Here is a 12943-nt window from a genome sequence, read left to right on the forward strand (position 1 = left end):
ACGGAGAACCATGTCCACCCGACCCGACCCCACCCCCGCCGCCGACGACGACCTGTGGCTGCGCAGCTACCGCGGTACGGAAGCTCCCACCGCCCGCCTGGTCTGTTTCCCGCACGCGGGGGGCACCGCCCCCTTCTACCGCCCGGTGCCGTTCGCGCTGGCCGCCGCCGACCGCGTCGAGGTGCTGGCCGTCCAGTACCCGGGCCGCCAGGACCGCCGCCGTGAGGAGCCGATCGCCGACCTGAACGTCCTGGCCGATCGCATCCACGAGGTGCTGGCCCGGCGGCCCGAGCTGCCCCTGGTCCTGTTCGGCCACAGCATGGGCGCCGTCGTCGCCTTCGAGGTGGCCCGCCGTCTCGAGGCGGCGGGGCGGCCGGCCGCCCGCCTGGTGGTCTCCGGCCGCCGCGGCCCGGCGATCGGGCTGGGACCGTCCGAGGGAGTGCACCTGCTCGGGGACGACGCGATCACCGCCGAGATCCGCCGACTGGACGGGTCCTCGTCCATCGTCCTCGACGACCCCGACCTGATGGCGGCCGCGCTGCCGGCGCTGCGCGCCGACTACCGCGCCATCGAGACCTACCGTGCCGAGCAGGACGCCGTCGTCAGTTGCCCGATCACCTCCCTGACGGGCGACCGCGACCCCAAGACCTCGATCGCGGAGGCGGAGGACTGGCGGGCCCACACCACCGGGGCGTTCGACCTCCAGGTCTTCCCCGGCGGCCACTTCTTCCTGACCGAGGAGATGCCGCGGGTCATCGGGCTCCTGGACGGCCACCTCTCGGAGGCCGTGGGCACTACCAGCCCTTCCGCCGGCGGACGGTGACGCGTCGCGTGGGTGCCTCCCCGGCGCTGTGCCGCCGGGGAGGCACCCACGTGTGCGGTGCGAGCCTCGTCAGGGCGTCAGGTAGCCGTGCGAGAACCCGGCGGCCACGGCGGCCGCCCGGTCGCTGACCCCGAGTTTGGCGTACATGTGCAGGAGGTGGGTCTTGACCGTCGCCTCGCTGATGAAGAGCTTCTGAGCGGCCTCGCGGTTGGTCGTCCCCTGGGCGACCAACTCCAGGATCTCCAGCTCGCGCGCCGAGAGCGGCGCGGGCGCGGGCCGTCGCACCTGGCCCATGAGCCGGGTCGCGATCGAGGGGGAGAGCACCGCCTGCCCCTGCGCGGCAGCCTCCACCGCACGGAACAGCTCCTCCCGCGGCGCGTCCTTCAGCAGGTAGCCGGTGGCGCCGGCCTCGATGGCCGGCACGACGTCGCTGTCCATGTCGTACGTGGTGAGCACCAGCACCCGCGCGGGCACGCCGCGCTTCGTCAGTTCCTTGATGGCGGTCACCCCATCGGTCCTCGGCATCCGCAGATCCATCAGGACCACGTCGGGCCGCAGTTCCTCCGCGGCGGTGATGGCCTCCGCGCCGTCACCGGCCTCGCCGAGCACCTCGAACCGGGGGTCGGCGGTGAACATGCCCCGCAGTCCGTCCCGCACCACCGGATGATCGTCGACGATCAGTAGCGTGATCAATCCGCACCTCCCGCGGGGATGGCGGGGACGGCCGCCGAGATCGCCGTCCCGCCACCCGGTTCCGACTCGATGGCCAACCGCCCGGCGAGGCGCTGCACCCGCTGGCGCATGCCGACGAGGCCGAAGCCCCCGTTCGTGGAGCCGCTGACCCGCTTGGCGTTCGGGTCGAAGCCCACGCCGTCGTCCCGCACGTCGAGGGTGACCAGGTCCTCCATGTACGACAGCGTCAGGCCGACCCGGCTGGCCCGCGCGTGCTTGGCCACATTGGCCAGTGCCTCCTGCGCGGTCCGCAGCAGCGTCACCTCGACCTCGGTGTGCATCGGCCGGGCGTCACCGGTGGTGGTGAGCGCCGCGTCGATGTGGTGGATCTCCGACCAGCGCCTGGCCACGTCGCCGATCGCGTCCGGGAGCCGGGCCTCGGCGAGCACCGACGGCTCCACCGCGTGGACGGTCCGGCGGGCCTCGACGAGGCTCTCGCGGGCCAGGTTCGTCGCGTTCGCCAGGTGCTGACGCAGCGTCGGGGGCTCGTCCATGGTCTGCTCGGCGGCCTGGAGCTGGGTGAGTATGCCGGCCAGCCCCTGGGCGAGGGTGTCGTGGATCTCCCGGGCCATCCGCTGCCGCTCGTCCAGCACGCCCGCCTCACGGGCCTGGACCATCAACCGGGCGTGCAGGCCGGCGTTCTCCGCCAGTGCCGCCTCCAGCTTGACGTTGGCCTCGTGCAGTTCGACGAGCGCCTGCTTCTGCTTGTCGTTGCGGTGGTCGGCCATCTCGACGAAGTAGAAGAGCGCCCCGGCCAACCCCGCGGAGATCAGCCCGACGGCCAGCCACGCCCACCACATCCGGGCGTCGTTGATGCCGCTCACGCCCCCCATGAACGCCGCCGCCGAGATCATCGCGGTAGCGGCGGCGCCGGCGTAACGCCGACGACCCCGCAGGTACTGGAACGCCTGGGGGTAGCCGACGAAAGTGAAGAGCCCGTACCAGGGAGCGACGGCCACCAGGCAGGCGGCCAGCAGCATCAGCCCGGCGTAGTATCCGCCCATCAGCCGGCGGTTCTGACGCCGTTCCAGGCGGAGCGTACGGAAGCAGAGCATCCAGAGCGCGGCGGCGGCGGAGAGTCCGAGCACCAGGGTTACGTGCATCGGCACCTGCCGGACCAGCTGGAACAGCGTGATCAGGGTGCTGATGGCCAGGAGTACGTACGGGAGGGCCTTGAAGGTCGCGGTCTCCGTACGCTCCCAGTGATCGAACTCGGCGCGCAGCTCGGCCTCGATGCTCACCCACTACTCCCAGCGGAAGTATCGCGCGGCCAGTCCGCCGGCCACGATCGTCCACCCCAGCATGGCGGCGAGGTGGATCAGCTGCGGCCAGTGTCCGGCGGTGGTGTCCTGCAATGATTGCACGCCGGCGCCGAGCGGCGTCAAGTCGCTGATCGTCAGCAGCACGTCGTTCATCTTCGCGCGCGGCAGCCACAGGCCGGCGAAGAAGACCAGCGGGAAGAAGACCAGCGAACCCATCGCGCTGGCGCTGCGGCCGGTCGGCGCGAGCGCGGCGACGAGCAGGCCGACGGCGAACATCGCCAGCGCCACCAGCAGGTAGCTGAGCAGGTACGCCGGGAGCTTGCGGGGCAGGTCCACGTCGAAGGCCAGCTTGCCGATGGCCAGCATGACCAGCATCGTCACCACGGACAGCACCGTGGCCATCAGCAACTGCGCGCCGAGCATCACGCCGGGCTTGACCGGCGTGGTCCGCATCCGCCGCAGCACGCCCTTCTCCCGGTAGGAGGCGAACAGTTGGGACAGACCGCTGAGTGCGAACAGGGCGATGCCCATCGATACGACGATCGGCAGGTACAGGGTGATCGGCCGCACGTTGCCGAGCTCCGGGCTGTTCTCCCGCATAGACGGGATCAGGCCGAGCACGACCAGCAGGATCGGGGCGAACGCGACCGCGAAGAACACGACGATCGGCTCGCGGAGGAACAGTTTGGTCTCGGTGGCGGTGAGCCGGAGCAGGGGGGACACGGTGGGACTCCTCAGGATTCGACGGGGCGGCCGGTGAGCGCTACGAACGCGTCCTCCAGCGAGTTCTGCTCGACCCGCAGGTCGAGGGCGGAGATCCGCTGGCCGGCCAGCAGGGTGGTCACGGCGAGCAGCAGGTCCCCGGTGCCGGTCACGACGATCTGGGGGCCGGCCCACTCGACGGCGGTGACCTCGGGCAGCGCGGACAGCTTCGCCTCGTCCAGCGGCCCGGACGGCCGGAACCGGAGCCGCTGGCTCTTGTCGACCCTCGACACCAGGCCGCCCGGGGTGTCGATCGCGATGACGCGCCCGGTGTCGATCACGGCCAGCCGGTCGCAGAGCCGCTCCGCCTCCTCCATGAAGTGGGTGACCAGCAAGATCGTCACGCCCCGGTCGCGGATGCGCTCGATCAGGCCCCACACGTCGCGACGCGCCTGCGGGTCCAGGCCGGTGGTGAGCTCGTCGAGCACCGCCACCTTCGGGGTGCCGAGCAGCGCGAGGGCGATCGACAGCCGCTGCTTCTGACCGCCGGACAGGCGCCGGAACTGGGTGCCGAGCTTGCCGGTGAGGTTGAGGATCTCGGCCAGCTCGCGCCAGTCGGCCGGCTGGCGGTAGAAGGAGCTGTACAGCTCCAGCGCCTCGCCGACCTTGAGCTTGTCGGGCAGCTCGCTCTCCTGCAGCTGCGCGCCGAGCAGCTGCCGCAGCTCGCCGTCGTCGCGTTGCGGGTCCAAACCGCAGACGTTGATGGTCCCGCCGTCCGGGGTGCGCAGACCCTCGATGCACTCGACGGTCGTGGTCTTGCCGGCCCCGTTGGGGCCCAGGATGCCGAAGATCTCGCCCTGCTCGACGGCGAAGCTGACCCCGTTCAGCACGGAGTGGTCGCCATAGCGCTTGACGAGGTTCTCCACCTCGATGATTGCCATGGCATCAGCCTGGCAGCCGACCCCGGTCCGCCGGATCGACTGGACGGCCACACCTGCCGCTTGCTGCGGCGGATGCTCTCCATCCACCGATCGGTTGATGGAGAGTCAGCGGGGCTCGTGCGCTTCGATAGACCGCCGGTCGCGGGAAGACGAGGCCTTGAGGTGGCTTCGGGTAGCTGGCCATCTGGATCCTGACGCTGGAAGGCGGCCATGACTCTGGGGAGAGGCTGGGTTAGGTGCGGCTGACCTCGGTCTTGGGCTGGACGGCTTGGATCGACCATCCCGCCAAGCGCAGGGGACCCGCACCACAGACCTCATGGCGTCACGACCGTCTCACTGGACCTGAAACCTTCGTCTGACGTTCAGCGATAGCCATCCCCGGGTGACTGGGAGTCAAGGGGGCGAATGGTGGAAGGCCCGGGCTGTAAGTGCCGGGAAGATGGTACGGATAGTAAGGATGGTGGAGTCGGTTAACAGGTGACCTCGGCTCGACCGCACTGCTATTCGAGTGCGAACCTCTCCGGCGTTCGGTAGCCGTTGCAGAGGAGGTCCCGTTGCTCAACAGTTCATGAGCGTCGGGAAGACTGCGGAGTATCCGAACATGTCGGTCCCGTGGGTGTATCGGGACGCTCCCCCGACGTTCATGCGTGAGTGAAGCAGCAACGCATGTCGGCTGCGTGACCCGAACAGCCGGAGCCACGTGCGGGCCTGCCTCGCTGGGGCAGGCCCGACTGGATCACCGGCACCCGCTTCGGCGAGGTCCACGGCTACGCGGGCGACCGGCTGGCCGCCCCGGAGCTGCCGGCCGTGCCGCTGAAGGCCCGGGGGCGCGAGCGTTGAGCTGGGGGGCTGTGGCCAGGCGGGGTGCTCTCCAGCAGGCGGCCGCCGTGTCGGGACGGTCGGTCCGCTGCCTGCCCGGTGTCCGTCGCCCGGCGGGTTCGGCGTGCTCGGGGGCGTCTCGCGTTCGGTGTGAGTGTCAGGCGGGCTGCGCGGCGGGCGCGGGCGTGGAGTCGGGGGCCTCGTGGGCCCTGCCGGTCTCACGGAGCATCAGCAGGCCGGTGACGGCGATCAGGGCCGAGGTCAGGCCGTGGATGCCGAGGGCGGCGGCGACGGAGCCGTGGTGGGCGAAGACGTTGATCATGTCGCCGAACGGGGCGACGGCCTCCATCAGCAGGACCCAGCCCAGGGCGCGGCGGTGGCCCGTCAGCAGCAGGATGCCGACGACCAGGCCCATCGAGAACTCGCGGATGCCCTTCATGGTGAGGAAGCCGCCGCCGTCACCGGTGGGCCAGGTCGGCAGGCCCACGCCGGGAGTGGATGCCCCGGGCGCCAGGATGAAGGACAGCCCGAGGTAGAGGACGAACAGGACGACGAGCGTGGCCAGGACGGTGTTGACCTTCTTCAGTGACACGACGCTTCTCCTTCGGTGTTCGGACTGGGTGGGGCAGGAGGCCGGGTCGGCCGATGGCCTGCCGAATGACGGGGGCCGGAGCGGGGGGGGCACTGACGGGTGACCGTCCGGGGGAGGACGGGGATCCGCCGGCCGCCCTGGCCATGTCGGTACGTCCTCTCGCGGTCGGTGGCCCGGTCAAGGGTGCTCCGATCTCCACAACGCACGTTGGCAACAAGCGTTGGCAACATGTGTTGGCAAACGTAGAGGTGCGCCCCTGGACTGTCAACAGCCGTTGGCCTACATTCGTGGGCATGACTGGCACCACCGAGAACCAGCAGGCCGTACGGCGTTCCGACGCGACCCGCGCCGCGATCCTCGCCGCCGCCCGCGAGCGGTTCGCAGCGGACGGCTACGAGAAGGCGACCATCCGGGCCATCGCGCGCGACGCGAAGATCGACCCATCGATGGTGATGCGCTACTACGACAGCAAGGCGGGCCTGTTCGCGGCCGCCGTCGCGATCAACCCCGGGCTGCTCGACCTCCCCGTCGAGCCCAGCGAGGAGATCGGGCGCACGCTGGTCAGCCACTTCCTCACCCTGTGGGAGGAGAACGGGGAGTTCACCGCACTGATGCGGGTCGGAGCCACCGATCCGGCCGCCGCCGATCGCATCCAGAGCGTGCTCCGCGAGCAGTTGATCCCGCTGGCCCGCAGGGTCGGCCCCGACCCGGAGCAGGCCCAGGCGCGCGCGGCGCTGTGCGTTTCGACCGTGCTGGGGCTCGCCCTGACGCGCTATGTCCTTCGGTTCCCGGCGAGCATGGAGCTCAGCCGGGAGGAGATCGTGGACTGGCTCGGACCCACGATCCAGCGATACCTCACCGCTCCCACGCCCTGAGGCGCGCGTCGAGGCCGACCACCGCGGCCCCGGCCCCGGGGCCACTGCGCAGCGGAAGCCGCCAGTGAGGGAGGCAGTGTGACGTGTCGTACGCTCCCCGGGCAACTCCGGCGGTGAGGGGCGGGCCGATCGCACGGAGGGGAGGCGAGGCCGGGTCGCTCCGCACCGTCCGGGCGCGGACGGACCGTCAGGGAAGCGCCCCGGGCAGGTCATAGGATCTCTTGATGATCATCGATCAGGGGAGATCAGTGGTGAAGAACAACCGGGGGATTCTGGCCGCCGTCGTCGTGGTCGGCGTGCTCGCCACGGGCTGCGGATCCGACGGCGGTGGCGCGAAGGGCGGCCTGCCGAAGGCGGAGAAGCTCGCCGCCGACACCGGTGTGCGGTACGAGGCGGTCCGCGTGCCCGCGCTGGACGGCATGACCTGCGACAAGGGCGACGGACACTTCCGCTTCGGCAGCGACCTGGACATGATGGTCGCCGGTGACGACGACCTGCAGAAGATGACGACCTGCTTCTGGGCGCACCACGGCGCGATCGGCGTCGTCGACCTCTTCCCGCCGGACGGCAAGCACGTGCCGGTCGACGAGGCGGCCGCGAAGACCCACGAGTTCGCCGTGGGCGCCCTCTCGACCGCCGGCGCGTCCTGACCCCTCGCGGCGATCGGCATCCCGCCTGGGCGGTTCGCGGATTCCCGGGCGGGGGGTGGTGACGGTGTGCTACCGTCCGGCTACAGATCAATAGTTGACCCCGGCGGTGCTACCAACACCCCGGGGTCAGGCACAAGGAGTAAGGCTCCTCATGCACGTGCACTTTATCGCGCCCGAACGCTACGTACGGGCGCCACACGAGATCGTCCGCCACCCGCGTCTGCGGGCCACGGCGAAGACGCTGCTGCTGTGGGCGCTGTCGCTGCCGCCCGGCAGCCGGGACACCGTCCTCACGATCGGCGGGCGCATGCCCGAGGGGCGCACGGCAGTCGCCGGTGCGCGGGCCCAGCTGATCGAGGAGGGCTTCCTGCACGTCCGGCGCTCCCAGCACCCGACCAAGGGCACGTGGACGACGCGTGTCCTGGTCAGCAGCGTGCCGCTGACGGAGGCGGACGAGATCGAGGCGGCCTGGCGCGGTGCGGTCCAGAACCCGGCACTCGGTGCGGGGGAGGGCCGGGAGGTCGGCACTTCCCCCGAGGGGGAGAAGAACGAGGAGAACACCTCCTCCCGCGCGGCGGTGGGCGCGGCAGCCGTGGCGGGGGCGGTCGGGGGTGGTGACGCCGGTGCCGACGGGGAGGCCCGGGCCGCAGCGGCGGAACTGCTCGGGCGGTTGACCGCCCCGGACCGGCGCCTGCGGTTGGGGGCGGTCGAAGTCCTGGACCTCGCACCGCTGGTGGCGGACTGGCTCGCCCGGGATCCGGACGTGGGGCGGCTGCGGGAAGCGCTGTTGGGCGGTCTGCCCTCACACGTGCTGGCGCCGGCGGGCTTCCTGCGCGCGCGTCTGGAGCGGCGGATGCCGGGGGCGGGGGCGGTGCCGATGGCGGTGGTCGCGGCCGGTGACGCTTCCGGCGGCGTGGGGGAATGCGCGCGCTGCGCGGATCCGGTGGCGGGCGGGGGCGCCGTCTGCCGACGGTGCACGGGAGTCGCGACTCCTGGGGCCGGGCCGGATGCGGCCGCTCTCGAACGCAACCGGCGGGGCGCCGAACGCGCACGCAGCCTGCTGCGCGGCGCGGTCGTCGCAGCTGCGTAGCGGCGGGGCTGTTCACGAGTCCGCGTCGCGACCGAGCTCGTCGCCGACGTACCCGGGCCGGAACGCCCGCGGTTCGGGGACGGGACGGATCCCCGACGGGGGCCCGGCCGTCAGGTGGTCAGGCCGTTCAGTTCGGTGGTCCAGTCGATCAGGGCGCCCTCCGAGCCCTGGGGCACCAGGGAGAAGGTCTCCCGGCGGAGCCAGCGTCGGACCTGGCGGGAGGGGAGGTCGACGAGGACGACGCTGTCGACGCCGCGGAGCATGATGCGCAGCGAGGCGCGGCCGTGGCAGGTGCAGGGCGGCCAGACGCGGACGTCGCCGAGGCCGGCGGGCTTCTGCAGGCCCTCCCACAGGAGGTCGCGGGAGAACCGCCAGGTGCCTGCTTCGGCCGCGGGGCCGAGGAACTGGAGGGCGACGGCGAGCGGGTCGTCGCTGCGGTAGCCGAGGCGTACCGGGATGTCGACGGATCTGTGCTCGCCGAGGACCAGCCGGGCGTCGAGGGCGACGTCGGTGCTGGTGGCCTCCGGGCGGGGCTGGGGGCCGGAGAGGGAGTGGTGGGCGGGCACGGGTCTTCTCCTGGTGCGGCGTCGGGACGGGGTCGAGAGGGGTCGGGCGGCGCGTCGGACGGTCGGGGCACCGGGGCGGGGCCGGTGGCGGCGCGACGCTCTCGCCTCGGGCCCTGGGAGCTGCCGACGAGCAGGGGGAGGCGGAATCGCTCCTCAGGTTAGGAAGCGGTGCACGGCCCGGATGTTCCGGCCGTGCACCGCGAGCTGACGATCTGCGCACCGTTCGGTCGGTGTGGAAGGCGGGGCGCGGGCTCCTCGTTGTCCCGTCCGACCGGTCCGGCGTTCGCGCAGTGGTGCGGTCGGTGGCCGGTCCGACGGTCGTCGCGTCGCCTGATGGTCATTCAACTTGCTTGTTCAGCAAGGCGTCTGGCGGAGAGCGGCGGTGCGAGCGGCGCCTCGTCCGGGGGTGGCGGCCGCCCGGGGAGGGCGTGCTCCGGTCCGGTCGGAGCCCCCCGAATCCTCGGTTTGTTGAAGGTTTGTCCATCCTGTTCCGCTCCTTGTATGAAGGGCGCCGGGAGGATTTTGATCATGCAGAGGTGGAACCAGCGCTCGCGTTCGGGAGGCGAGGCGCTCCAGACGTTGGTGGACGGCCTGGCCGAGGAACTGGGACGTTCCGTCGTCCTCGACGACCCGCTGGTGCGGATGATCTGCACCAGTCGGCACTTCGGCGACGAGGACCCGGTGCGCGTGCGCACGCTGCTGCAGGGCATCGCGGACGACGAGGCCATCCGCTACGTGCTGTCGCAGGGGGTCGCCCAGTGGACCAGGCCCGGGGTCCTGCCGGGCCGCGACGACCTGGGGCTGCAGCCGCGCTACTGCGTCCCGGTCCGCGAGCGGGGCCACCTGCTGGGCATCCTCATGGTCGTGGCCGCGGGGGAGCCCCTCACCGCGGCCGAGACCGCCGCCATCGACCGGGTCGCCCGCGCCGTGGCGATCGAGATGTTCGCCGAGCAGCTGGCGTCGGACGAAGACGAGGAGCAGATCCGGCGGCTGGTGGACCAGCTGGTCGGCTCGGACTCGGCGCGGCGCTGCGCGGCGCACCAGCGGCTGCTGGACGACGGGCTGCTGCCGGCCGGCCCGCACGTCGTGGTGACCAGTGTGGCCGTCTCCGACCAGCGGGGGCCGTCCGGGCAGATCGCGGTGGCGCTGCGCGGTGCGCTGGAGCCGTTCCGGCAGACCCGTACGGCCCGCGGCCTGGCGGCGGTCGAGCAGGACCGGGCGGTCCTGGTGCAGGTCTTCGAGCGGGAACCGGCGGCGGAGGACCTGGAGCAGCAGTGCCGCGCGGTCGTCCGCTCCCTGAGGACCTTCCTGGGCCCGGAGCCGGCCGTGGTGGTGGGCGTGGGCGGACGCCGAACGGCGCTCGCCGACGCCTGGATCTCCTACGACCAGGCCCGGGTGGCGGCCCGCGCGGCCCGCCGGCTGCCCCGGCTGGAGGGCATCGGCGACTGGGAGCGGCTCGGGGAGTACGCGGTGTTCCTCCAGCTGCCCGACAGCGCGCTCACCGCCTCCCTCCTGCCGGTGCCGCTGCGGCGCCTGCTGGACGGCGGCGGCAACGCCCGGCTGGAGGAGACCCTGCGCTGCTTCCTGGAGAACGCCGGCTCGGTGCCCAAGACCGCGGAGGCCCTGGAGGTCCACCGCACCTCGCTGTACTACCGCCTGCGCCAGATCCAGGAGATCACGGGCCTGGACCTGGACAACGGCGCGCACCGCCTGGTGCTGCACATGGGGCTGCGGCTGCGGGACCTGCTGGAGGCCGGTCCGGGGGCGGCGCCGAAGCCCCCCGTTGCTACAGAGCGATGAAGCTTCGTCGGGCAATCCCTACGTCGGTCGGTGGCCAACGGGTTCAGCCCACCGCGAGAATCGTCACCACGAGCTGCCGCTCATCCCCCGGCGACCCGCGGGTTCCGGACTCCCCGGACCCGTGAGCCGAAACGAACGGACAAGAACGAGCACCATGCACGAACTGATCACGAACGACGGTGTGCGCCTGGCCTACCGCGACAGCGGCGGCGACGGGGTGCCGCTGGTGATGCTCCACGGTTGGGGCCAGACCCAGGAGATGTTCCGTCACCAGGTCGAGGGGCTGGCGCCGGGCCGGCGCGTCGTGACGGTGGACTTCCGCGGCCACGGCCGCTCCGGCAAGCCGCGCCACGGCTACCGCATCGCGCGGCTGGCCCGCGACGTCCTCGGCCTGGTCGACCACCTGGGCCTGGACGCCTTCGACGCGCTGGGCTGGTCGATGGGCGCCTCGGTGTGGTGGAGCCTCATCGACCAGCAGGGCACCGGCCGCATCCGCCGGCTCGTCCTGGTCGACCAGCCGGCCGCGGTGGCGGCGGTGCCCTGGATGACGGAGGGGGAGCGGCGCGAGTCCGGCGCCCTCTTCGACGTCGCCGGGCTGCTGGAACTGGGCGCCGCGCTGGCCGGCCCGGACGGGGAGAAGGTCCGCGAGGACTTCGTCCGCTCGATGTTCGGCGGGGACACCGACCCGGGCCTGCCGGCGTTCGTGACCGAGCAGGTCCGCGCCACCCCGGCGTACGCGGGCGTCCCGCTGCTGTTCGACCACTGCGCCCAGGACTGGCGCGACGTCCTCGAGTGCGTCGACGTGCCGACCCTGGTGCTCGGCTGCGAGGGGAGCCACGTCGACCCGGCCTCCCAGCGCTTCATCGCCGAGCGGATCCCCGGCGCCCGCCTCCACGTGTTCCCGAAGTCCGTGGCGAACTCGCACTTCCCGTTCCTGGAGAACCCCGGCGAGTTCAACGCCGTCGTGGAGCAGTTCCTCTCCTGAACGCCCCGCCGCCGCGTCGGCCCTGCGGCGCGGCGGGCCACTTCCCCTGCACCTGAACGATTCGAAACCGGTCGGAGCCTCCCGTGATCCCGTCGGGTCCCTCACCCATGCCCGAAACCCCCGCGCCCGAAGCCGAAGTCCACCCCCTCGACGGGGTCGCCCACGACAGCGGCAACGGCGTCATCGACGTCCTCTCCCCACCGCCCGGGACCGATCCCGAGGACTGCCTCTACGTCGCCCTGCACGTCCGCGGCGCGGCCTCCGTCCGCCGCCAGGGCGTCAGCACCGCGCTCGCCCCCGGGGACCTGCTGATCGGCACCACCGTCCACCCGGCGGGCCTGCTGCAGGAGGTCGGGTGCCGGATGATCCACTTCCGCGTCCCCTGCTTCTACCTGGGCGTCCGGCACGGCGACGTCCGGCGCACGGGCGGCCTGATGGCGCGCGGGAGCGAGGGCGTCGGCTCGCTCGCCTCCCAGTTCCTGCGCACCCTCGCCGCCCGGACCCGGGCCCACCGTGCCCGGCCGGGCGACCACCTCGCCCGCAGCGTCTCCGACATCGTCGCCATCCTGGTGACCGAACTGCTCGAACGGGAGAGCCCGGAGCACCTGAGCGGCTCGGCCGAACTGCTGGCGCGGATCCGCGCCCACATCGAGGAGAACCTCGCCGACCCGGACCTCGCGCCGGAGTCGATCGCCCGCTCGCAGCACATCTCGGTGCGCTACCTCCACAAGCTCTTCCAGCAGGACGGGACGACCGTCGGCCAGTGGGTCCGGCAGCGGCGGCTGGACGCCTGCCGCCGGGAGCTGGAGCGCCCGTCCCGCCGGCAGACCAGCGTCTCCGCGGTCGCGCACCGGTGGGGGTTCGTCAGCCACTCCCACTTCAGCCGGGCGTTCCGCGACGCCTACGGGGTCTCGCCCCGCGAGTGGCAGGCCTACGCCGCGCAGACCGACGGCCGCAGCCCGGCCTCCTGACCCCCTCCACCCGGCGCCGCCGACGCCACGTCCCGCCGAGGCCATGCCCCGTCGACCGGTGACGACGGCCCGACCGCCGCCCGGTGACGACGGCCCGACCGCGCCCGGCGGGACGTGGCGCCGGCGCCATCCGAA

The 12943-nt window shown here is 72.3% G+C and carries 13 protein-coding genes and 1 pseudogene; 8 read left to right on the forward strand and 6 right to left on the reverse strand.

What is annotated here, in order from left to right; translation table 11 throughout:
* Positions 1–10 precede the first annotated feature (10 nt).
* Entirely contained in the window at positions 11–823 is an 813-nt protein-coding gene (locus tag ACFY0X_RS09310) for a thioesterase II family protein (protein ID WP_387751091.1), read from the forward strand.
* Positions 824–892: 69 nt separating this feature from the next.
* Here ACFY0X_RS09310 and ACFY0X_RS09315 read toward each other — a convergent pair whose 3' ends face one another.
* Genes ACFY0X_RS09315 through ACFY0X_RS09330 form a run of 4 tightly spaced genes read right to left on the reverse strand, consistent with a single transcriptional unit; the run spans position 893 to position 4460 of the window.
* The gene (locus ACFY0X_RS09315) at positions 893–1516 is read right to left on the reverse strand and encodes a response regulator (RefSeq protein ID WP_387751094.1); all 624 of its coding nucleotides are present in this window, start codon (positions 1514–1516) and stop codon (positions 893–895) included.
* Positions 1513–2796, reverse strand: a complete 1284-nt coding sequence (locus ACFY0X_RS09320; RefSeq protein WP_387751097.1) for a sensor histidine kinase — start codon at positions 2794–2796, stop codon at positions 1513–1515. Before ACFY0X_RS09320 ends, ACFY0X_RS09315 begins: the two co-directional genes overlap by 4 nt.
* A gap of 3 nt (positions 2797–2799) precedes the next feature.
* The gene (locus ACFY0X_RS09325) at positions 2800–3540 is read right to left on the reverse strand and encodes an ABC transporter permease (protein WP_387751100.1); all 741 of its coding nucleotides are present in this window, start codon (positions 3538–3540) and stop codon (positions 2800–2802) included.
* Between the two features lie 11 nt (positions 3541–3551).
* A complete protein-coding gene (locus ACFY0X_RS09330; protein ID WP_387751103.1) occupies positions 3552–4460 on the reverse strand; it encodes an ABC transporter ATP-binding protein in 909 nt (302 codons plus the stop codon).
* A gap of 723 nt (positions 4461–5183) precedes the next feature.
* Here ACFY0X_RS09330 and ACFY0X_RS09335 point away from each other — a divergent pair.
* Positions 5184–5300 (forward strand): annotated as a pseudogene (locus ACFY0X_RS09335) (pirin family protein); the annotation flags it as partial.
* A 136-nt stretch (positions 5301–5436) separates the two neighbouring features.
* Here the strand turns inward: ACFY0X_RS09335 and ACFY0X_RS09340 are convergent.
* Positions 5437–5871, reverse strand: a complete 435-nt coding sequence (locus tag ACFY0X_RS09340; protein WP_387751106.1) for a DUF4267 domain-containing protein — start codon at positions 5869–5871, stop codon at positions 5437–5439.
* A gap of 293 nt (positions 5872–6164) precedes the next feature.
* Between ACFY0X_RS09340 and ACFY0X_RS09345 the strand changes: the two genes are divergently transcribed.
* From ACFY0X_RS09345 to ACFY0X_RS09355, 3 genes are all read left to right on the forward strand, one after another.
* A complete protein-coding gene (locus ACFY0X_RS09345) occupies positions 6165–6746 on the forward strand; it encodes a TetR family transcriptional regulator (RefSeq protein WP_387751109.1) in 582 nt (193 codons plus the stop codon).
* A 224-nt stretch (positions 6747–6970) separates the two neighbouring features.
* Positions 6971–7396 carry a hypothetical protein gene (locus ACFY0X_RS09350; RefSeq protein WP_387751112.1) on the forward strand — a complete coding sequence of 142 codons (426 nt, stop codon included), beginning with the start codon at positions 6971–6973 and terminating at the stop codon, positions 7394–7396.
* Between the two features lie 151 nt (positions 7397–7547).
* The gene (locus ACFY0X_RS09355) at positions 7548–8486 is read left to right on the forward strand and encodes a hypothetical protein (protein WP_387751114.1); all 939 of its coding nucleotides are present in this window, start codon (positions 7548–7550) and stop codon (positions 8484–8486) included.
* A 110-nt stretch (positions 8487–8596) separates the two neighbouring features.
* On the opposite strand, the gene ACFY0X_RS09360 is transcribed toward ACFY0X_RS09355, so the two are convergent.
* Positions 8597–9052 carry an SsgA family sporulation/cell division regulator gene (locus tag ACFY0X_RS09360; protein WP_387751117.1) on the reverse strand — a complete coding sequence of 152 codons (456 nt, stop codon included), beginning with the start codon at positions 9050–9052 and terminating at the stop codon, positions 8597–8599.
* Between the two features lie 528 nt (positions 9053–9580).
* On the opposite strand from ACFY0X_RS09360, the gene ACFY0X_RS09365 reads away from it, so the two are divergent.
* The 3 genes from ACFY0X_RS09365 (at position 9581) to ACFY0X_RS09375 (ending at position 12808) form a co-directional block, all read left to right on the forward strand.
* Positions 9581–10852, forward strand: coding sequence for a PucR family transcriptional regulator (locus ACFY0X_RS09365; RefSeq protein ID WP_387751119.1), 1272 nt, complete (start codon positions 9581–9583; stop codon positions 10850–10852).
* Positions 10853–11006: 154 nt separating this feature from the next.
* Positions 11007–11837 carry an alpha/beta fold hydrolase gene (locus ACFY0X_RS09370; protein ID WP_387751122.1) on the forward strand — a complete coding sequence of 277 codons (831 nt, stop codon included), beginning with the start codon at positions 11007–11009 and terminating at the stop codon, positions 11835–11837.
* Between the two features lie 107 nt (positions 11838–11944).
* Complete coding sequence (locus ACFY0X_RS09375) at positions 11945–12808, forward strand: helix-turn-helix domain-containing protein (protein WP_387751125.1); 864 nt, start codon at positions 11945–11947, stop codon at positions 12806–12808.
* Positions 12809–12943: the final 135 nt, after the last annotated feature.

It is taken from the genome of Kitasatospora sp. NPDC001547, assembly GCF_042894165.1.
In the GTDB taxonomy this organism is placed as follows: Bacteria; Actinomycetota; Actinomycetes; order Streptomycetales; family Streptomycetaceae; genus Kitasatospora.